Below are 21164 nucleotides of genomic sequence, written 5' to 3'. Positions count from 1 at the left end.
GGCGCTACGCGTGTTCCCCGGAATTCACCGCGCCGAAGAGACCCATTCGAGGAGGTTCGACAGCTTTCTGAGGTCGATGTCGTTCGGAGAGCGCTCGTCGGTAACGACGGGCGCATAGGCAATCGACGCACCGTAGAAAACCCCGATAACGCGGGTGTGTCGGCCGATTTCGCCCAGCGCGTAGCCGGTGACTCGCACGCCCCGCTCGGAGGCGGCGTTGAACGACTGTAACAGCGCGAGCGAGTCCGACTTCTCCTCGGCGGAGACGACGAGCTTCGCCACGTCGCCGTACTCACCGCATTCTGATACTATCTGCAACAACTCCGATTTCTGAGGGGTACTCTGTCGGTCGTAGTGGGAGACGATTAGCTCGACGTCGTGTTCGCGCAGTTCGTCCCGAAGCCACTCGCACTCGCGAATCGTCCGCAGTTCCACGTCGACCATCTCGACGGCGTCGAACGCGGCGGCGGCCGCGAGGGTCTCCAGTCGGTCGGACTCGCCGGCGGTGCCGCCGGCCCACTCCGGCCGGTTCGAGACGATGAGCGGGAGCGTCCCATCGTACTCGTCGAGCGCGTCGAGCGGGTGGGTCGCCCCGTCCATCCGGAACTCGACGTAGTCCGCGATGCCCTCCGCGGCCGCCGCTTCGGTCAGCGCCTCGGTCACTCCGGCCAACGCGTATGCGTCCCCAACCATGGAACTGGATACCGAGCACTCGTATAAAAATAGTTCCCCGCCGAGCGCGCTTCGGCGTTACCTGTCAGCCCCTCGAAACCCGACACACAGTCACGCACGCCGCCGTTTCGACAATATTGGAACCGTTCGAGAGCGCGGAATCTCCGCCGACGACGCGGTTTCATCGATATACATTACAACGTTAACTCTGTAATTATCATGGTCTTACAGGCCGAATCTATTTCAACGATGTCGAAAAGCGAGGGGTCAGTGGCGGCGCTGTTTCGACCGAGACGAACTTACCGCCGCCACCAAGATTTAAATCGGGGAGTTCCGTATTCCTCAGTAACGATGGTTACGCAGCAAGTCCTAGTCACGGGTCCGTTCGGTGAGGCGGGCGAAGCGATTCTCAACCACCTCGCGGAGCGCGACGAGTACGAGTTCACGTATCTCGACCGGACCGAACATCCGGAGTACGAGACGTTCGTCGCCGACATCGCGGATTACGAGGCGATTCGCCCGGCGTTCGACGGGCAGGACGCCGTCATCCACCTCGCCGCGCAGTCCGACGCGGGCGCGGCCTTCGAGGACATCGTCGAGCCGAACATCATGGGCACGTACAACGTCCTCAAGGCGATGGAGGACGCCGGCGTCGAGAAGCTCATCTACGCCTCCTCCCAGCGCGTGATGGGGCTGTACGAGGAGGACCTCGCGCCCGACCTCTACGAGGAGGACTATCCCAGCGAGTACGACCCGCTTCGACTCACCCACGAGACGCTCCCGAAGCCCGACGGCTACTACGGTGCCTCGAAGGTGTTCGGCGAGCACATCTGTCGGACGCACGCCCGCCGCGACGGCGCGCCGAACCAGGTCTACTCGATTCGCATCTCCAGCGTCCGGACCGAGCGGTACGACCACCCCTACGGCGACGCGGAGCGCGGCGTCGACCGCGGCGACGAGCACAAAGTCGAGGAGGGCGAGGTGTGGGACCAGTCGCAGACGGGGTCGTGGGAGCGCGGGAGTCCCGAGTACGAGGAGATGGTCAAGCGGCTCAAGGCGACGTGGACCTCCCAGCGGGACTTCGCGCACCTGCTCGAATGCTGTCTCGAAGACGAGTCGGTCACCTACGACACGTTCTACGCCGTGAGCGGCAACAAGGCCCGCTGGTTCGACACCGACCACGCGAAGGCGGTCCTCGACTACGAACCGGCCGACGACGGCTCCGAGTGGGACAGCCCGCCGGAGTGAGACGACAGAAGACGACCGCCGAGCGCGGCGACCGCACCCGACGGCGCTGAGACCGCCCGCTCAGTACTGCTTTATTTTCAGCTCGATGATGTTCTTCTTGTTCAGGAGCGCCGGCCCGAGTTCTTCTTCGATGCGGCCGTCTTCGATGCGGCTCATCGGGCCGCTGATGCTTATCGCACCGACGGCGTCGTCCGGCTCGGAGACGATAGCGGTCCCGACGGCGCAGACGCCGGGGTAGTGTTCCCCGCGGTTGATGGAGTAGCCCCGCTCGCGGATTTCCGCGAGGTCCTCGTAGAGCGCCTCGCGGTCGGTGATGGTGGCGTCGGTCAGGGAGGGGAGGCCGCGGCGGTCGACGATACGGTCGACCTCGTCCCGCGAGCGCTCCGCGAGCATCGCCTTCCCCGTCGCCGTCGAGTGGAGATAGAGGTGGTCGCCGAGCGGCGCGTCGTCGTCGATTGACTCCGGGCTCTGGGCCTTGTAGAGCTGGACGGCGAACCCGTTCTGTTCGACCGTCACGTTGGTGTGCTCGCCGGTCTGTTCTTTCAGTTCGTCGAGCTCCGGCTTGGCGACCCGGTACAGCGCCATCCCGTCGCGCATCGACCCGCCCATCTCCAGAAACCGGAGGCTACAGCGGTACTCGCTTCCGACCTTGACGACGTAGTCGGTGTCCACGAGCGTCGCCAGATGGATGTGCGCCGTGCTGACCGGCATCTCCATGTCCTCGGCGGTCTCCGACAGCGTCGCGCCGTCGGCCTCGCGGAGATATCTGATGATGTCGAACGCCTGTTCGACGCTCTGTATCCGCCGCGAGCCCGACCCGGTGGAGTTCGTCATGACTCGACGATGGGCCACCGCGTCCCTAATAGCACCGATTCGTTTCAACGATGTTGGAGTTCGGGGGTAACCGCCCCGACCGCCGGCGTCGCGGGACCGACGCGCCGCTCGCTACCCGTCGAGTGCTCGGGAAAAACCGCGGGTCGCGCGGGTGGCATGACAGTCGAGACGCGGCCTTCTCGGGGCAGTCGCAGTCGCCGCCTGCCGCGTCGCGTTTCGGTGGCGCTACTGAATCGAGTCTTCGGGACCGACGATGGTCAGGTTCTCGAACAGCTCGTCGTAGCCGTTGAGTTCGTAGAGGTACTCGCCCTCGAGGACCTCCTCGCGGACGGAGTCCTCGGCGCTGAGCTTCTCGTGTGCGCGTTCGAGGACCTCCTCGGCTCCCTCGCGGGGGATGACCGCCAGCCCGTCGTCGTCGCCGATGACGATGTCGCCGGGGTCGACGCTGACGCCGCCGACGGAGACGGTGACGTTGATGGAGCCGGGGTCCTGCTTGAGCGGCCCCTGCGGGTTGACGCCGCGGCCGTACACCGGGAACTCCATCTCGGCGATTTCGCGGCTGTCGCGGTACGCGCCGTCGATGACCAGTCCGGCGAGGCCGTTGGCCTGACACGAGGTGCACATCAGTTCGCCGACGTGGCCGGTGTCGGTGTAGCCGTCGCAGTCGATGATGAGCACGTCGCCGGGCTCGGCGAGCGTGATTGCCTTGTGGATGATGAGGTTGTCGCCGGGCGCGGCCTTCACCGTGACCGCGGTGCCCGCCATCTCGACGCCGTCGTAGGCGGGGCGAAGGCCGGCGTCCATGGTCAGTCCGATGTTGCCGGTCACGTCGGAGACGATGGTGCTCGGAATCTCCTCGAACGCCTCGACGAGTTCGCGGTCCGGTCGCTCTACGTCGGGCTCTATCGTGTGCATACTCGACCCGACGCGGACGATTCACGTTAAACTATCGGTCGGTCGAACGCTTGCAGTCCGCGCCAGCGTCGCGGGCACGCCCCGGTCGGGAGTGCCGTCGCTCGCGGCGACGTGAGAGCCGACGAAAGGGAGAAGGGCGCAGGTACGTGTCGCGTGGTGAGTCGGTCAGTCGCGGGGGAGTCGGGATTCGAGTGCGGCGTTACTGCTCTTCGATGCCGAGTTCGTCGACGAGGTTGCCGTAGAACTCGTACTGCTGGTCGAGGAAGTCCTGAAGCTCGTCGGGGCCGCGTTCGACGCGGATGAAGTTGTTGTTCTCCATGAACTCCACGAACGAGTCGTCCTCGTAGACGGCGCTGTACACGTCGGCGAGTTGCTGTTTCAGCTCGTCGTCGATGCCGGCGGGCGCGAAGTGCGCGAGCCACGAGCCGATGGAGATGTCGAGGCCCTGGTCCGCGAGCGTCGGCGTGTTCGGGAGCGCCTCGACCTGCTGGTCGAACGCCACGCCGAGGGCGGACAGCCCGCCGTCTTGGACCTGCGGCGCGACCTCGGCCGCGCCGACCGCAGTACAGTCGACCTCGCCGTTCACGACGGCCGTCATGGCCGGGGCGGCTCCCTCGTAGGAGATGTGCTCGACGTTGACGCCGGCCTCGCTGGCGATACCCGCCGCGGCCATGTGCCACGACGAGCCGAACCCGGAGTTCGCCATCTGCAGGGTGTTGTCCTGCCCGTAGGAAATCCACTCGTCGAGCGTGGAGAACTCGGCGTCCTCGCTGACGACGAGCGCCGCGGGGAACTCGGTGTACTGCATGATGGGCGTGATGTCGTCGGGGCTGAGGTCGGCGATTCCGAGATGCTCGAACAGCGCGATTTCGGGGGCCGTACAGCCGATGGTGTGGCCGTCGGGCTCGGCGTTGGCCGCCGCGTTCATCCCGACCGAGCCGGAGCCGCCGGTCTGGTTGCTGACGTTCCACGAGACATCGGTGTGATTCTCGGCCGCGTCGGCGACCGCGCGGCTGGTCCGGTCGGCCCCGCCCCCGGCCGACCACGGGGAGATGACTTCGACCGGCCGAGAGGGCCACTCCTGCTCGCCGGAGAGACTGCCGAGACAGCCGGCAGAGAGCGCCACTCCGCCGACGCCGGCGGCCTTGATGAAGTTCCGTCTGTTCAGCGCGCTGGGTACACTCCGATTGCTAATGGTGTCGTCTCCCATTGTACCCGAATGTTTGAACAATCCATACAATAAGCATTGTGGTCCCTCCGAATATGGCGCGACGGTCGGTATCGCGGTGCAGTCGGACGGGTCGTGCCACCGCGCGCGGCAGAACATAGGGACTCGCGCACGCGACGCGATTTCAGGCCCCCGCAATCCGCGGGTCCCCGCCGGCCGACCCCGCAAGCTTCTCCCCCAAGAGCGTAGATTTATACCCCGGCGGTATTCAAGGAGATGTATGCGCGGGTTAGCCAAAACGAGCCGAGAGCCCGGAGCTATGGAACTCCTCGACGTCGAGACACCCGAGCCGGCGTCGAACGAGGTCCTCATCGAAGTCGACTACGCCGGACTCTGCGGGAGCGACGCGGGAATCTACAAGTTCAAGTCCGCCTTCGAGCGGATGGACATGCCGACTATCATCGGCCACGAGTACACCGGCCGCGTGGTCGAGCGCGGCGACGAAGCCACCCGGTTTTCCGTCGGTGAGCGCGTGGTCGAGCGCCCGATTCGCGGCTGTGGCGAGTGTTTCCAGTGCCAGATCGGCGAGGAGAGCATCTGTCAGGACGCGACCCTGACCGGCATCGACCTCGACGGGGCGTACGCCGGCTACATCGCCGTCCCCGAGTCGGCGCTCCAGTCGGTCCCGTCGAACGTCGAACCGAAACACGCGGCGCTCGTCGAGCCGACGGCCATCTGTACGCGCGCGGTCATTCAGAACTCCCGTGTCAAGGCGGGCGACCGAGTGCTCGTCGCCGGGCCGGGACCCATCGGGTTGCTCTGCGCGCAGGTGGCCGCCTCGCAGGGCGCTGAAGTCGTCGTCGCGGGCGTCGGTCGGGACACGAACTACCGACTGCCGCTCGCGGAGGAACTCGGCTACCTCGCGGTCAACATCGAAGAAGACGACCTGACCGCCACCCAGCGCGACCTGACCGGCGGCGTCGGCTTCGACGTCGTCTTCGACACGACCGGCCACCCCTCGGGACTGCCGATGGCGGTCGAGCAGGTCCGCAAGGGCGGCCAAATCGTCCTCGTCGGTCAGACCGGCGAGACCACGATGGAGTACACGCCGCTCGTCCGCGCGGAGGTCGACCTCCAGTGTACCTACGGCGCGACCTTCGAGGACTTCGAGCGGGCGTTCCGACTCATCGGCTCGGGCGACGTGGACCACGCCACGTTCCTCGACGACCGGTTCCAGCTCACCGAGTCCGAAGACGCCTTCGAGGCGTTCCTCTCCGGCGAGACCTGCAAGCCGGTGTTCGACGTTTCGGTCCTTCGGGACTGACGCGACCGCTTTCGTCTCGCTCGCAGTCGCCCTCAGCGACGGTTCGACTTTCTGCGACAGTTCGACTCTCAGCCACGGCTCGCTTCACAGCCGGAGCATCGCGGCCGCTCCGCGGTCGGTCGTCGGAAAAGCATGCCGTTGGTGGGCTATCGAGGAGCGTGACGCCGCCGGTGTCGCTCGGTTCGACGGGGCGGGGTCACTCCGGCCGGGGGTCCCACTCGCGCTCGACGAGGAAGTCGTCGAGTTTGCCCTTTGGGTCCTCGAAGACGTGCGAGCCGTGGAAGACGAGAAGCGTCTCGAAATCGTACTGCAGGAGGTCGTAGAGGTTGATTTCGGCGGCCTTGTGGTCGTCGTTGAACAGCGCCGGCGGCGGGAGGAGATACCCCGCGGGGAGGCCCGCGCGGTCGGCCCCGTCGAGGGTGTCCCCGGAGATGAGGATGCCGCGGTCTTCGAGCAGGAGCGCCGACGTCGCCTTCGTGTGGCCCGGCACCTCGATGACGCGGATGTTCCCGTCGAGCACGTCGCCGTCGGTGAACGCCACGTCCGGCTCGTAGTCGATGGCCTCGTGGAGCTTCGACTCGTTGGCCGACGCGACGAGTTCGGGGTCGAACGCCTCCATCACCGACGGGAGGCCGCCGTGGTGGCCGTGGTCGCCGTGGGTGATGATGACGCGGTCGACGCCGCCGTACTCGCGCTCCAGAATCTCGACGAGTTCGTCGCCGTCTTCGTCGAAGCCGGTGTCGACGAGCGTCGTCTTCCCCGCCGGCGTGTCCTTCAGTACGAGGACTCGGACGTGTTCGAACTGAATCTGGTCGATACCCTCGGTGACGTTGCTAACACTCATTCCGATGGAAGGGTAGTTCGTAACGCTGGTTAATTCTATCGATGGACGCGAAACGCGGCGCCCTCGACGGCAGAGCTGTCGGATTCACTACTGTATCGCTCGCCCGCCGAGACCCGCCTCGGCGTGTGCGAACGTCCACTCCCGACAGCGAGTTCCGACCGCGACTGGTCGATACTCTCAACCGCACGTAGCCTTCGTGTCGAAATCGTGACTTTCAGCCCCGAGCGGCCGCGGAAAGACCAATATGTTTATTACATACGATTGCTTGGTATCATACCACGAGGCAGAACAAATAATGGTCATTCAGAAAGTCGGGGCCGTCCTTGATAGAATCGGCTTGGAGAGTGTTCGTTCAAGTCCGCTGTCAGTCTTCTTCATCCTGTTTTCGGCCGTCGTCATCTTCTTCGCGAGCCAGTTCCCGTCTGGTGACGGCGTCGGGCCGTCGTTCTTCCCGATAGCGGTGTCGGTCGGCATCATCTTCTTCGCGGGTATCGACGTGCTGACCGGTTCCGAGACGGAGCTCGAAATCTCGGAGTTCGACTTCAGACCGGCGGCCGCCGTCGCGGCGTTCCTCGTCGGGTACGTCCTGTTGATGCCGGTTTTAGGGTTCCTCGTGTCGACCATGCTGTTCATGCCGGTCGTCCTCTACTACTCGGACATCCGGTCGAAACTGCTGGGTGTGGCGCTGTCGATTGGGTTCCCCATCGCGCTGTTCTACATCTTCGCCCGGATATTCCTCGTGCGCCTGCCTGAAGGCGTCATCCCGGTGTCGCGGCTGTTGCCGCAACTTCCGCTGGTGGTGACCTTCTGATGGTCGTCGAATACATCACTCAGGCGCTCGTCAACCTCGCCGACCCGTTCGTCCTCCTGCTCATGGTCAGCGGGATACTACTCGGTATCCTCATGGGTTCGATTCCGGGGATGACGGCGACGATGACCATCGCGGTCCTGCTGTCGTTCACTTTCACGATGGAGCCGAGTCAGGGGATGATTCTCCTGTTGGGTATCTACGGCGGCGCGGTCTACGCGGGGTCGATTCCGGCGATTCTCATCCGCACGCCGGGCACCCCGTCGGCGGCGGCGACCATCTTCGACGGCCACCCGCTCTCTCAGAAGGGCGAGGCCGGCCGCGCGATTCGCGTGAGCACCATCGCGTCGTTCGTCGGCGGCGTCATCAGCGTCATCGCGCTGATGTTCTTCTCGCCGGTCATCGCCGACATCGCCCTCCGGTTCCGGTCCCCGGAGTTCTTCGCGCTCGCCTTCTTCGGACTGACCATCATCGCCAGCGTGAGCGGCGACTCGCTCACCAAGGGGATGGTCTCGGGTCTGTTCGGGATGCTCGTCGCGACGGTCGGTATCGACCCCGTGACCGGCTTCCACCGCTTTACGTTCGACATTCCCGAACTGCTCACCGGCGTCGAGTTCATCGCGGTCATGATCGGCCTGTTCGGCATCGCCGAGGGGCTCCGCAAGTACTCGCAGGGCATCAACAGCGGGAACGACCGCGTCGACCAGGAGATAACCGGCGTGTTCCCCTCGCTTTCCGACCTGCGGTCCATCGCGCCGGTCAGCGTCGGGTCGGGCATCCTCGGGTCGTTCATCGGCGCGATTCCCGGCGCTGGCGGCGACATCGCGGCGTTCATCACGTACAACGAAGCCACCCGCTGGCTCAAAGACAGCGTCCCGTCGTTCGGCGAGGGGAACATCCGCGGCGTCGCGGCCGCCGAGTCCGGGAACAACGCGAGCACCGGCGGCGCGCTGATTCCGACGCTGACGCTCGGTATCCCCGGCGACTCCGTCTCCGCCATCCTCATCGGCGCGCTGTTGGTCCACGACGTGAACCCCGGTCCGGGCCTGTACCAAGAGGAGCCGGTCTTGCTCTACACCATCTTCGTCGGGTTCCTCCTCATCTACGTGTTCATCCTCATCTTCGGCATGCTCGGCGCGAACTACTGGGCGCGCCTCATCAACATCCCGAAGTCCCATATCTGGCCTGCCATCCTCGTGCTGTGTGTCATCGGGGCCATCGCCCTCCGCGGCAACGTGTTCGACGCGTGGATCATGCTCGGTGCGGGCGTGCTGGGGTACGCGATGCGGCTCCGGGGCTATCCGCTGGCCCCGATGGTGCTCGGGCTCATCCTCGCGCCCATCGCGGAGGAGAACCTCCGTCGGTCGCTCGTCCTCTCGGGCGGCTCGCCGACCATCTTCCTCACGAGCCCCATCGCCCTCGTCATCATCCTGCTCGGTCTGGGCGCGATTGCGCTCCCCACCGTGCGCTCGCTTCGCGCGTAACGACGCCGCAGACCTCACCGCTTTTCTCACGCCGCGTTCGTTCCTCCGTCTGGTTCCGTCCCGCCGTTTGCACCCGACCAGCGCACCGACCACCCGGCGTTCTCGACGCGTGCGACGCTTCGCCAGCCGACGAGGCGAGCGCCCGGGGTCGACACCGAGACTGGTCACGACGGCTGGCTGAACCTGTTCTCTCCGTTTACCTGCTGTCCTCTTCGTTTCTCATCCGCCCTCCCCAGTTGCTTCTGTGTTCGCCCGCTTCCCACAGCCCCACGCGACCGCGTCGATGTCGCGGGCGAACCGATTGAACTGACCGCCATTATTTCGATGATGTTGAAAGACAGGGGTAATTTTCTGTCTATTCGTCTCGGAATTACAGACGTACCTGTGTCACGAATTTCGTCCGATTTCGAGTTGATTACGACATCGTTGAAAGTACGCCCGGTTCGACGGTCGAATTCACGAGTCGCGTCGGCTGTCGAGTCCGCGAATCGAGGCCGCGAGTCGCGTCGACGCGGCGCTCCGCGGTCGCTTCGAGTGGGATTCGGCGAAACGATATTATATCCCACCGTGGTACACGGTCATATGGTCGTTGTTGCAGCGGTCGACCGTTCAGGTCGGTCATCACACGTTGTCACGGAAGCCGCATCGCTGGCGGCGGCGTTCGACGAACAGGTCCACGTCGTCCACGCGCTGACCCGCTCGGAGTTCGTCGACCTCGGACTGACGAGCGCGCAGGCCGAAGCGCCGAAGGACATGGAACAGATTCGGTCGGCGGCCGCCGAGATGGCCGCAGACTCCGTGTCGGGGCTGGACGTCCCGTACGAGACGGTGGGGCTCGTCGGCAACCCGGCCGACGAAGTCATCGAGTACGCCGAAGCGCAGGACGCGAGCTACATCGTGGTGAGCCCGCGACGCCGCTCGCGCACCGGAAAGATGCTGTTCGGGAGCGTCGCCCAGTCGATTCTCCTGAACGCGTCGTGTCCCGTCGTGTCGACCCTCGCCGACGCGGAGTAGCGTCGTTCGGGGTGGCAACTCTCGGCCACCCGCCGCTCGGTGCCGGCGGTCGGTTGCCGGCGGTCGGTTGCCGACGGCCGGATACCCGTTACACGCGCGTGAGAACGCGCGTCCCCCTTTTTATCGCGGCTCGTCGTAGCGTCGACTGCACATGACAGTGACCGCAGTCGCAGACGGAGTGTACACGATACAGTTCGACCACGTCCGCGTGTTCGTCATCGAGGACCGACCGACCGGCACGACCACGCTGGTCGACGCGGCGTTCCCCGACGACGCCGAGGAGTTAGTCGAGATTCTGGAGTCGGAGTTCGGCGGCGTCGACCGGCTCGTCATCACCCACGGCGACGAGGGACACTTCGGCGGGACCCCCGCCGTGCTTGACGCGTTTGACCCCGAACTGCTCGTTCCCGGCGGCGCGAAGGGGTTCTACGACGCGCTCGACGTCGAGGCCGACCGCCACTTCCGCCACGACGAGGTGCTCGACGGCGGGATTCGAATCGTGCAGGTCCCGGGCCACACGGTCGCAAACAGCGGCCTGCTCTTGGAGGACGACGGCGTGTTCATCGCCGGCGACGTGGTCGAGGGGTCGGACCGCCGCGGTCTCCCGCCGGGGTTCCTCGTCCCGCCGGCGGCGCAGTTCAACGACCTGAGCCACGAGGAGGCCGAGCGGAACCTCGTCAAACTGTTCGACTACGACATCGAGACGGTCCTCGTGAGCCACGGGACGCACGTCGAAGAGGACCCGCTCGGGAAGTTGGACGACTGGCTCATCGACCGCCAGTGGACGCTGTCGTACTGAGCCGTTTCGAGTCGGTCGGCGACGCATCCCAGCGAGGTGTCCGCAGAGGCGCACGGCCCGCCGCGGAGACGTCTGCCTGCCCCGATTCGAGAACCAAATACCTAATATCTATCATATATTGGAAAAATATATGTTTCCCAAAATATATAATCGCCGAAGTTGCTGAGAAACACCTCAGAACCGCCAGAGTCTACCGGATACCGTGTCTTTTCACGTGAATCCGTCGTGTGGGTCCGAAGAGAGGAACTCACGTCTGTTCACCGTTTAGAACGCTGTGTAATCCTATTTTCGAGCGTTTCTGTCCCGGAACACCGATTCGACGTCTGGCCTCTCGATACATTCTAATATATTGTTGTTACTCTATATTCCTCGATAGATTGTCATTCATGTGGCCGTCGATAATCCGGGCGTTTCTCCGGACGCGAGACGCCCGCCGCGGCGGCGTTCAGTCCGGGCGCACGGCGACCGTCAGGTCCGTTCGCGACCGCGGCGTGGCGATGCGCACGTCCACGAGGACGGCGACGACGGCCGTCTCGCCCGCGCGCTCTTGCACGACGACGCCGTCGTCGGCGACGCAGGGTCCGAACTCCCGGTACGGACCGTCGGGGCAGTTCCTGAACGCCCACGTTCCGGCCGCCGAGTCGTTCGTCGTCAGCGCGACGCCTCCGGCCCGCGCGCGTTCGACGTTCGACAGCGCGGGGTCGAGCCGCGAGCGGAAGTCCGCGACGGCGGCGTCTCTCTCGGCCCAGTCGTACCGACCCGCGACGCCCGCGGTCGCCAGTTCGACCGCGTCCTCGGTCGTCTCGACGACGTCGTCCAGCGGCGGTGGCTCGGTCGTCTCGGTCGCGCCAGCGTTGGTGACGAACATCCTATGGGTCGAGAGCATCAAGAGTTGGGCGAAGCCGTCGAAGACGTGGACGTTGAAACCTCTCTTTCGGCTGGAGTACACCCCTTGCACACGCCCGCAACAACATCCCCTCTGCCACGGTGTCGACCCAACAAACCCAGCCATCGCAATATCCTACACAAAGTCGGCAATCGCCGGCCACTTGTTCGAGTCGAGCAACGCGTGAGAGAAGTGTGCTGGCGAGCGAACACGGGGGAGACGGGCTTGTCGTGAGGTGATACACAAGGAGATGTCGCGACGAGTCAGTCGGGGAGAACGCGACGCAACAGGTCCGAATCACCACTCTCGAAAACAGGCGATACACCCCCCGTACGATGGATTGTACTCGGGATAAAGGAAACTCACCAACCGTAAACAGTGGCACCCAGACGAGTGTGAGCGCCAGCGAACAGAACTGGCCTCGAATCCAAACCGTCCCGAGCGTGGTCAAGTGTGAGGTATCCGAGCAACACGGGGTGACGGTGAGGGTGAACTGAGTGGTCTCGACACCGGTTCGCTACACCCCGACGCCGGTCAGACCCGAGTACACCCTTGCGGAAACAGGCCGCCCATGTACATCCCTGGAAACTGGGGGTGTAGCGCGTGTGTCCCGGTTTTACCTCGTCACCACGGGTGTAGAATCGGACCTGATTATGAGCCTCGTGAATGTGCGGTAACCGTCGCGAAGTCGAAGGAATCTGTTGTTGGCCGCAACCGAACGAACGACCGCGCGGATGTGGACTGAATAGTGATCATCGGTCACGATGGCCCGACATAATTCCTGCTCTATGTGTGGTTGTGATAATATGACCACTGTCCGTTCTATTGCGTAGTGTCGCAACCTATTTCGCAGGCAGATCACTGAAAATTGCTGCCTTCAACTACGATGGCCCTGCTAATAGTGTCGCGTTGGTCTTGTATAATCCATATTTGCGTTCTGCCCACGCAAACGAATCATCGTCATCTGTCTCAAGCAGCGCATAAGGGATGCCATTGTTACCACAACTCCCGACCTGCATCGCGGTCTGGTCAAACAATCCGAGATACTGTGGGAGTGGGTCGTCACAGACGTAGACGGACACTCGGCCTGTCTGCAGATTCAGATGGTGACGGGCTTACTGATAGTGTAGAGGTTTCAGGACCGACGAACCCAACAATGAGTGACTCCGATGGAGACGGACTCCCTGATGGGGACGAACAGTCACACGGGAGTGACCCTGTGATGGCCGATAGTGACACCGATGGCCTTACCGACGGGCGTGAGGTGTCACTTGGGACCGACCCGACGAATATGGACTCCGATGGGGACGGACTCTCTGATGGGGACGAAGTGAATGATGTCGGTACCAATCCGACGGCGCTGGATACTGACGGTGATAGCCTCGAGGACCATGCGGAAGTCACGATTCACAACACGGACCCAACACAGGAAGATACGGACCGCGATGGGCTTGTCGACACACGAGAAGTCTCCGATACGGGCACGAACCCATTGCAGGTAGATACTGATAGTGACGGCCTTTCTGACGGGGACGAGGTCACACGCCACCACACGGACCCATTGCAAGTAGATACTGATGGGGATGGATATGGTGATACCGAAGAGGTTGACCTTGGAACGGACCCAACAGCACCAACTGGCGTGACTGACTACTGGCTGTCTCGACTGCTGAACGCAATCGGTGCCTAGCTCATCGCGCTTTCATTCCTTTTGTGACCTACGCACAGTCGTTTTGAACGCCCCCGCGGCGACGACTCGAGGGCCGCCGTGCGCGCCTCGGCCTTCGGCCTGCGGTGCTACAGTCGGCCGTCGTCGTCCTCGCCGCGGCCCCGTTCACTCCCACCCGGTGCCTGGTCGGTCGTCGTCGCGTCTGTGTTCGACTCGTGTGCGCTTTCGTATTTCATGGTGCGCCTGCAGAGGTGCAGGCGCGTGTTCTGGCCTGTGTTGATTCACAATGTGTCTAAACTGCGAGAGGGAGCAGACTGTCGATAGCGCGACCGAACAACGGATGGCATTCGAACTGTACGCGTGGCTTCGCCTCTACGCGGACGAAGGTGTCGCCCCCGCGCAATTCGTCCAGTTACTGTTGCGGACGGCTGTCGTCGTCGACGAACTGGATGGAGTTTCGTGGCCCCCCGGGCGGGATACGACGGCGTACACGCGACTGCTGGCTCGAACAGCGCCGGTGCGCGAACGGTTGGCTGTTAGTGACGTAAACACAGGGACGGTCCTCTTGGGTCACTTCGAACTTGTTCCGCGGTTGACGACGACTCGCCGAGTCTGTTTGGCGTCGATCCCAAACAGGAGCCCAGCGAGGAAGAGCAGTTCATTCCCCTGGTAGTACTGTGTCGCGATATAATTGATGAGGCCGATATCTGGCGCGGCCACGCCGAAGACGACTAACAGAAGTGCAACGATGGCTGCGAGTCCGGCCACCGTTCGAACCACAACCCCCGAGACGAAGCCGACGAGGAACACGACGACTGCAGTGAGTAGACTCATCGATTCTCTCAGAAGTGATACAGAAGTAAAGTCGTCGTGGCCCATCGTTCTCACCTCGATTCGAGTAACTCACTCAGACAGCTTTTGTCTCGAAACTCTGGAATCGAGAGGAAGAACTTGTGTTCCGACCAGAGTTCGTCGAAAGCGATTCGCTCGGTTCCCTGTGTTTCGGCGACCCGTTTGAACGCCGCTTGGAGTGCGCTTGCGGAGAGTCGTGTCCGTGGATTGCTCTCGGGATTCAAGTTCAACAGCGCGCTCGGTTTCGTCTTCTCAGGTCGCACCTCGCCGTCGAGAAGACAGCCGGTTTCGACGAGGGCGGCGACCACGTGCTGGTCGAGCGGGACGTACAGGTCGGCACACCACGTCTCCTTGAAGCTGAACGCGTGGACGACCTTGCGAAGATACTCGTTGGCGATTTTCGGGCCGACACCCTCGATATCGGTGAGGTACGCGTACGCGTCTGCGTGGGGGTCCAGCGACCGAAACGTCTCGGCATCGAACGCCTCTCGAGCGGTCTCAACCTGTTCGATGCTTTGGGGTCCAGCTCGTTGGCGAATGGTGATGCTGAAAACAGTATCGAGGTGGTCCTCAATCGTCCCGGGTGTAATTCCGTAGATGGTCTCGTACTTTTGGCGAGTGAAGTGAGCGTGTCGGCCGACGCCGTCGTGTGCAGCGGTCGGAAGCGCTTCGAGGACGGCCCCCAAGCGCTCCTCATCAATTTCGAGTCCCATGCGAACACTTCGGACCGAGAACATGTGACGATATTGCTGGCTGTCACGTCGGGTCTCTCCAAGCAGTTCATCGACGACGTGACCGAGTAGTGGGCGTCTCCCAAGCGTCGCTCCCAAAGTGAACACGACGCGCGTCCGTACGCTTGGGGGCGACTGCTCGGGTTGTGCGCGCTCCGGCGGGCAGTCCGTTCCTGCCGGGCCCGGGCGTTTCGCGCTTCCGTTGCGTCTGCGACGGACGGGGCACGGTCTCGGGGCCGGGTCGGGCCGCGTGCAGCCACCCGATACCGGTCAGCCCCGAGGGCGGGCCTGCGAGCGCTCGGCCCGCGTCCGGGCCATGACCGAGACCGGGCTGGCTGCATCTTCACCAGCCGTTGCGTCAGCGCTCCCTCGATGCGGTCGCGCCGCCGGCCGGCTGGTTCAGACGTGGCCGCTTGCGCGGTCCGGGCGGGCTGCTCGCCGTTCGGGCACTTGCCCTCACCCCTCGTTCACCCGGGCTGCGGTGGCTACTGGGGGTCGCCGTGCTCACCCCCATATGCCACGGTCCGGGGCTCACTCAGGGCCGGCTGTGCGGCCTGCCGGGCGTGCGCTCAAACTCGGCCGCGACGAGCTGTGGGTCCGCGGGCGTCCAGCCCGCACCGGGCTGCCGCACGAGGCGTTTCCGTTGCGTCTTCGACGGACGGGACAGGCTCGTGCGGGTCCGGGCGCGGTGCTGTTCCAGCGGGTCCTCGCTCTCTGCGGCCTCGCTGTGGCCGTATGCGACGCCGTTCAGGACTGTCAACCTCCCGCTTGCCGTCTCGTCGTCCCGGTTCAGCCGTTGCGTCTACGACGGACGGCCTGCACGGGGTCGACGACCCGCGGGTCGGTAGATTGACTGCCCTGACCGCGCGCTCACCTCAAGGTTCACCCCCGCGCTCGTCTGTGGGGGACACCTGTTGGCGACGCGCCGCGCCGGACAAGCCGGCGAAGGCGCGGCGGCGTCGCCGTGAGACGATTGGTGTCGGTCAGTCTGTGAGAACACTGCGGCTGGAGAGTCGTGATGTCGGAAGAAGACGCCGAGTGAGCGCCTTTCAGGTAACAGCAATGAGTAGTAAGAAGCAGTTCAGTAATGAAGTTTCGCACAGCAATCACCCCTCGACAGTCGACGACGACGTAGTCGATGAGACGCCAGCGCTCCATCCTACGGTTGAACTCGAAATCCAAGCCAAGGTTGACCTGAACAATCCTGAAGCGGTTGGTCGGGGACTGACCCTCGCGGAAGAAGAGCGGCTGGCTGCACGTGAATGGGAAATCGAACAGACGCGTGCACGGTGGGACCGGAGACAGACGTCGAGTCGAGAAGCACGGACGAAGACGGCGGTGGAACAGTCGAGTATCGAAGCAACGAGAGAATTCAAGAAACGCGCAGGGTGTGTGAATCGGTGGGCCGACCCCGAGGAGGCAGACCCGCGTGAGCAACTGACGGCTGAACAGTTGGGCGTTGTGAACAGAGAAGCAGGACGAATCCAGTCGAAACTCGATGCGTGGTCGAGGGCGGCGATCAGTCGGCGGCTGGCCGAGGTAGTCGCAGACGGGAACTCGATGATGAGCGCGGTCGTGGGTGTATTCGAGGAGTTCCAACAAGCACCCGGGACGGTAATTCCGATTGCGGCGGTCAGCGAGGTCAGTCGTCGTGAGGTGTCGATAGAAGGTCGTGTGAAGACCCTTTGGGAGCCTCTGAGTAGCGCAATTCAACAAGTGGGACTCATTGAGGACGAGACTGGAACGACGAAATTCACTATTTGGGCCAAGTCGAGAAAACCGGCTGTCAGAGAAGGCGAGCGGGTGACGCTGCGGAACGTCGCAAAGAGCTGGTACGGTGGGCGTGTGTCGGTGGCCGTGACGGGGTGGTCCGACATTAGCTTCCCAGCGCGCGAGGCGTGGTGGGCTGAGTAGGCGTCGCCGGTGGGTGTGTTCTTTTTTACGTCTCCACCACCCCGGCCCCACCTCCCCACCCACCGCTCCGTGCTCGCACCTGCGGTGCTGCGCGCGCAGCCACGACCTCTCCGCACGGTTTTGGTTGCTCTCTATCTTGTGACCAGTTACCTTGTGTTGTGCACCAGAACTATTACTGGTAACATGAATTAGGATGTCAATGGAAAACGATGATTCAGTCACGGAGTTCTCTTCTGAATTCATCGCTGAAGCGATTCATCAAGGTTTGACAGGGCTTGATGATGAGGCTGCCCATGCGATTGGTGCTGGACTAGGTGCGATCACGAGCGGCTCCCCAGTAACGGGTGCTGCGTTGGGTGGATTAACTGGATACCTGTTGAAAAGCGGCGCTGCGGGGTTTTTAGCAAAAAACTTTGCAACAAACAAAACTAAAAAATTAGACACTAAGTTACGAGACTTTGCCGAGGAGATGCAAGACGCGGACAAACGCCATCAGCGGATTGGTGCCGTGGTTGCTAGCCAGCTCACATCATTCTTGCCAAACGGCGATAAGTATGCAAAAGCGGCTCTCCAGGCGGGTGAGGGACAATACCAGGAACTTGCAGGGCTACTCGAAGATTACCAACGAGACCCTGAACTCCAAGCGGAACTAGAAGCCTCGGTTACCCGTCTTCTCGGGACAGATGGTGAGTTGCAAGTCTCTGAGCTACAGACTCTTTTCGGGGTTGATTCAACTGAGAAATCACTGTCTCTATTTTTTGAATTCAGTAAAGCATTAACAGCAAAGAAGTCGATTGAAGCAGTTGATGAGGTCACCGAAGTACAACTTGCAGTCAACGCAATTAGTGACGAACTGAAAACATTACACGAGACGGTCGAAGAAGAGTTTCAACAGCGCTTGCAGTCTGATTTACGAGATGCCGGCTTTGTTCGTCTCACACCGGTCTATTACCGTCAATACCCTCCAATTCCTAAACAATGTTATAATCGCCCTTTTCGCCTCTCAGAGGTTTCTGAGGGCTATGCGATTGAACGCCAGTTACCAGAGACAGCACCAACAGAGACCCTCTCTGAGAAACTATTGATGGAACTCAAAACCGGTGCCCCTCAGCTACTCACCGGTTCAAGCGGAAGTGGTAAGAGTACGATCTGTAAGCAAGTTGCAACGAAGTGGCACGACCGTGGACACGGGGCAGTTCTCTATCGGGAGGCACAAAAAACGGAATTCAGTCAGCGTGGGAAGCTTGAGGCACAGATTTCGAACTTGAAATCCGAAGGACGGGTCTTAGTTGTTGTCGAAGATGTACTTAGAGAGGAACAAAGTGACGTACTGAACTCAATTGAGCGGTACCAACAAGATGAAGAAGTGGCTTTCCTCTGCGACGCCCGTGACGCAGATATTGAGACTGCTACTAAGCGTATGACCGCTCAGCAGACATCTCACAGCCGACGTGTTCGTCATCTTATTCCTCAATTCAGTCACCACCCTCTCCCAGATCCAAGTCTTGACGACTGTCGTGCACTAATAGACTGTTATCAGAGGGCTACTGGAGACGATGTTATCTATACCGCTGACGAGTTGTGCACTCGAGTAGAGGAGCAGAAAGACACCAAAGGCGGTCTTCTTTTACTGACCTACTTGCTCATTCACGGCTCGGAAGATAGTCATGACCCCCTTACAGAGCATGCCCGGGCAACGGCGCTTCGATTCGAATGTAGTAACTTTGCCACTTCAAACCCAATTGAGCGTGACCTTCGAGATGTCGTCGCAGACGCTGCACTCGCAGTAAATGTGCTCAATGTGAGCTCACTAAAGTTCTCTCCAGAGTTTCTGTTTACACTTGGGTATGATCGGCGGCGAACCGAACGGGCCCTTAGCATCCTTGAAGATGAAATCCTATTTCGTGCTGAAGAGTCATACAGCCTACGCCATGAACTTTGGTCGCGAATTTATCTTGAAACCGTCATTGATGAACGGGGCTTGTCGGTTATGCCACGCGTCTGCCAGCTAATCGAGGGGATCTTAGACCTCAGAGACGAAACTCATCTCAAGACTCTGCGGACGAGTTTTTCCGATTCAAAATTCCTTGAGTCAGTTGATGCAACACCAGACAGTTCTGTTGGAGTGTTCATTACTGCCCTCTACAAGGTTGGTGTTGACTATCCATCTCTTGTTCAACTATTTGATTCTCCTAGACAACCACTCGTTCCAATCGGAGATTTACCAAACGATATCGAAGGCACTATTCGACTCACCCGCGCATCAGCAGCGATTGGAGCAGGCTCCCTGACAGACGCAGTAGCAGATCTTGAAGCGATCATTTCGGATACTGATTTTTCGATAGAGCAGCGCTCAAAAGCCCATCTACACAGAGGTGATTTGGCTACTCAAAGGGGTGAATTCGACGAAGCAATGGACGCATATCTAACAGCACGCAGTCTGTTAGATTCGGTTAACGAACCCTGGTTGGAAATCTCGGTCCTTGACAGCTCAGGGTTTGTACATCAAGAAATCGGTGAAACCGAAAAAGCGATTGAGCTTCATCAGCGTGCTTTCGAGCTAGCAGTAGAAAATGAACTGGAAGGGTTTGCCTTCGCCACAGCAAACCAGGTTGCACTCGCGTGTCTTGAGGCTGGACACATTGATACTGCTGACGAGTGGCTTGGCATCGCTGAATCACAATTAGATGAAAATGCTATTGGTGGCTCTGTAGACAGTACATTAGCTGGTAATCAAGCATTGTTGCACATTGAGAAAGAAGCATACACGGATGCGATTCGTGCTGCTGAGCGGGCTATGAAGCTCTATCAAGAGCGAGGAGATCAAATTGGAGTTGCTCGGAGTAAGCAGAATATTGCGAATGCACTTCACTCACAATATAAGAACGGAGACGGCGAACTGAATGGCGATTTGAAACGTGCTGAACAGTTACTCAGCCAAGCATTCGACACGTTCCAAGACGCAGGGTACTATCGAGATCTTCAAACTGTACTCGATACCCTTGGGAGTATTTACGAATCAAAAGATGAATTTGAAAATATAAAACCATATGTCAAGCGTATTGAACAGATTCCAGAAGGGGATGAGTATATTGACCTCGATGAATTCCGAGCACTAAGTCCACTTGATAACCATCTCCCAGCACGTGAGCCCTTTCTTTCGGGACTTGTCTGTGTTCGGGCCGCCTTTGAGAGTGGTGAGGTACAGGATAGTAAGACAACAACGCTTGAGCAAGCACTCAAGAAATTCGTGAAAGCGATTGAACATGCAGAGACTCATGAGCCTCGCTGTACGCAATATGACATCGGACACCGAGCGAGAGTTTTCAAAACTGCAATTGTAATACTCATAGACGGGAAAACAGAAGCTTCACTACAAGATTTAGACCTGGTTGAGCAAAGCCGACTCTATTCAATTGAAGAGATTCTATACGATACAATTACTCAACATCTTGAGCCAAACCAGTACAGCACGTTATTAGAGAAGAGTTCGGGCATACACCCTAATTCGTCTTCAGAGATTGCTGCTGTGGCGGCAAGATATCTTTGTACAGCGCTTATTTACGGTGCTTCAGTAGTTGACCCAATTAGGTCACTTCCTCGGCAGGAAGATGGCTACGGTAATCTAGTTGAGATTGAGGGCCTCCAATCTGGTGGGGCAGATGTTACTGATTCGGATGTAGAAACTACTGAAGATGACAGTCATGACTGATGGCGGTCGGTACGGAAAGTGAACGTGGTGACGTTTTGACTCCAGTTGTGGACTGCTCCTCCTATTGCAGACTGGTCGCACTTGTTTCAACAACTGATGCACTCGTATCATCACTAAATCCAGCTGCCCAATCACCTTAGAACTTAGTCAATTTCTGACATTATCAGCGGCCATGGCACGGGAAATGAAGTGCAACTCTTGCGGAAACGTCCAGTCGTACAACAACATTGCAACGGCCCCGGACCGGTGCCCGAAGTGCAACCAGCCGTGGCAGCCGAATTACTAACTTA

The 21164-nt window shown here is 60.7% G+C and carries 18 protein-coding genes and 1 pseudogene; 10 read left to right on the top strand and 9 right to left on the bottom strand.

Translation table 11 applies throughout. The features are described 5' to 3' along the window. Positions 1-24 precede the first annotated feature (24 nt). Complete coding sequence (locus C438_RS14435; protein WP_049918101.1) at positions 25-693, bottom strand: type I 3-dehydroquinate dehydratase; 669 nt, start codon at positions 691-693, stop codon at positions 25-27. Between the two features lie 330 nt (positions 694-1023). Between C438_RS14435 and C438_RS14430 the strand changes: the two genes are divergently transcribed. Beyond that, complete coding sequence (locus C438_RS14430) at positions 1024-1920, top strand: NAD-dependent epimerase/dehydratase family protein (protein ID WP_004970342.1); 897 nt, start codon at positions 1024-1026, stop codon at positions 1918-1920. Between the two features lie 60 nt (positions 1921-1980). On the opposite strand, the gene C438_RS14425 is transcribed toward C438_RS14430, so the two are convergent. From C438_RS14425 to C438_RS14415, 3 genes are all read right to left on the bottom strand, one after another. Continuing rightward, positions 1981-2754: an IclR family transcriptional regulator gene (locus C438_RS14425; protein WP_004970339.1), complete on the bottom strand. Its 774-nt coding sequence runs from the start codon at positions 2752-2754 to the stop codon at positions 1981-1983. A gap of 225 nt (positions 2755-2979) precedes the next feature. Next, on the bottom strand, positions 2980-3669 hold the full coding sequence (locus C438_RS14420; RefSeq protein WP_004970337.1) for a 4-carboxy-4-hydroxy-2-oxoadipate aldolase/oxaloacetate decarboxylase: 690 nt from the start codon (positions 3667-3669) through the stop codon (positions 2980-2982). 199 nt (positions 3670-3868) lie between these two features. Beyond that, a complete protein-coding gene (locus C438_RS14415; RefSeq protein ID WP_004970335.1) occupies positions 3869-4879 on the bottom strand; it encodes a Bug family tripartite tricarboxylate transporter substrate binding protein in 1011 nt (336 codons plus the stop codon). Positions 4880-5117: 238 nt separating this feature from the next. Between C438_RS14415 and C438_RS14410 the strand changes: the two genes are divergently transcribed. Next, positions 5118-6161, top strand: coding sequence for a zinc-dependent alcohol dehydrogenase (locus C438_RS14410; RefSeq protein ID WP_004970333.1), 1044 nt, complete (start codon positions 5118-5120; stop codon positions 6159-6161). Between the two features lie 196 nt (positions 6162-6357). On the opposite strand, the gene C438_RS14405 is transcribed toward C438_RS14410, so the two are convergent. Continuing rightward, a complete protein-coding gene (locus tag C438_RS14405) occupies positions 6358-7005 on the bottom strand; it encodes an MBL fold metallo-hydrolase (protein ID WP_004970331.1) in 648 nt (215 codons plus the stop codon). 295 nt (positions 7006-7300) lie between these two features. Here C438_RS14405 and C438_RS14400 point away from each other — a divergent pair, with 295 nt between their 5' ends. From C438_RS14400 to C438_RS14385, 4 genes are all read left to right on the top strand, one after another. Continuing rightward, positions 7301-7816 carry a tripartite tricarboxylate transporter TctB family protein gene (locus C438_RS14400; RefSeq protein WP_007274806.1) on the top strand — a complete coding sequence of 172 codons (516 nt, stop codon included), beginning with the start codon at positions 7301-7303 and terminating at the stop codon, positions 7814-7816. Beyond that, the gene (locus tag C438_RS14395; RefSeq protein ID WP_004970327.1) at positions 7816-9297 is read left to right on the top strand and encodes a tripartite tricarboxylate transporter permease; all 1482 of its coding nucleotides are present in this window, start codon (positions 7816-7818) and stop codon (positions 9295-9297) included. The genes C438_RS14400 and C438_RS14395 overlap by 1 nt, the downstream gene beginning before the upstream one ends. Before the next feature lie 582 nt (positions 9298-9879). Further along, positions 9880-10311, top strand: coding sequence for a universal stress protein (locus C438_RS14390; protein ID WP_004970323.1), 432 nt, complete (start codon positions 9880-9882; stop codon positions 10309-10311). A 151-nt stretch (positions 10312-10462) separates the two neighbouring features. After that, a complete protein-coding gene (locus C438_RS14385; RefSeq protein WP_004970322.1) occupies positions 10463-11110 on the top strand; it encodes an MBL fold metallo-hydrolase in 648 nt (215 codons plus the stop codon). 445 nt (positions 11111-11555) lie between these two features. Here the strand turns inward: C438_RS14385 and C438_RS14380 are convergent, their stop codons facing one another. Both C438_RS14380 and C438_RS20340 read right to left on the bottom strand, forming a co-directional pair. After that, the gene (locus tag C438_RS14380; protein WP_004970320.1) at positions 11556-11978 is read right to left on the bottom strand and encodes a DUF7261 family protein; all 423 of its coding nucleotides are present in this window, start codon (positions 11976-11978) and stop codon (positions 11556-11558) included. An 899-nt stretch (positions 11979-12877) separates the two neighbouring features. Continuing rightward, complete coding sequence (locus C438_RS20340) at positions 12878-13093, bottom strand: transcriptional regulator FilR1 domain-containing protein (RefSeq protein ID WP_449271567.1); 216 nt, start codon at positions 13091-13093, stop codon at positions 12878-12880. Here C438_RS20340 and C438_RS20335 point away from each other — a divergent pair. Together C438_RS20335 and C438_RS19425 are read left to right on the top strand one after the other, a co-directional pair. Further along, a pseudogene (locus tag C438_RS20335) lies at positions 13045-13149 on the top strand (thrombospondin type 3 repeat-containing protein); the annotation flags it as partial. The gene C438_RS20340 and the pseudogene C438_RS20335 overlap by 49 nt on opposite strands. A 3-nt stretch (positions 13150-13152) precedes the next feature. After that, positions 13153-13686, top strand: coding sequence for a hypothetical protein (locus C438_RS19425; RefSeq protein ID WP_004970317.1), 534 nt, complete (start codon positions 13153-13155; stop codon positions 13684-13686). Positions 13687-14235: 549 nt separating this feature from the next. Here the strand turns inward: C438_RS19425 and C438_RS14370 are convergent. Together C438_RS14370 and C438_RS14365 are read right to left on the bottom strand one after the other, a co-directional pair. Beyond that, positions 14236-14499, bottom strand: a complete 264-nt coding sequence (locus C438_RS14370) for a hypothetical protein (protein ID WP_049918096.1) — start codon at positions 14497-14499, stop codon at positions 14236-14238. 50 nt (positions 14500-14549) lie between these two features. Next, positions 14550-15230, bottom strand: coding sequence for a hypothetical protein (locus C438_RS14365; RefSeq protein ID WP_049918095.1), 681 nt, complete (start codon positions 15228-15230; stop codon positions 14550-14552). Between the two features lie 1080 nt (positions 15231-16310). On the opposite strand from C438_RS14365, the gene C438_RS14360 reads away from it, so the two are divergent. Beyond that, a complete protein-coding gene (locus C438_RS14360) occupies positions 16311-17162 on the top strand; it encodes a DNA-binding protein (protein WP_049918094.1) in 852 nt (283 codons plus the stop codon). Between the two features lie 199 nt (positions 17163-17361). Continuing rightward, complete coding sequence (locus tag C438_RS19530; RefSeq protein ID WP_160166871.1) at positions 17362-20874, top strand: tetratricopeptide repeat protein; 3513 nt, start codon at positions 17362-17364, stop codon at positions 20872-20874. Positions 20875-21164 lie beyond the last annotated feature (290 nt).

Origin of the sequence: Haloferax denitrificans ATCC 35960, assembly GCF_000337795.1 — an archaeon.
In the GTDB taxonomy this organism is placed as follows: domain Archaea; phylum Halobacteriota; class Halobacteria; order Halobacteriales; family Haloferacaceae; genus Haloferax; species Haloferax denitrificans.
The sequence above is the reverse complement of the archived record's forward strand: the minus strand, read 5'-3'. Positions and strand labels throughout refer to the sequence as shown.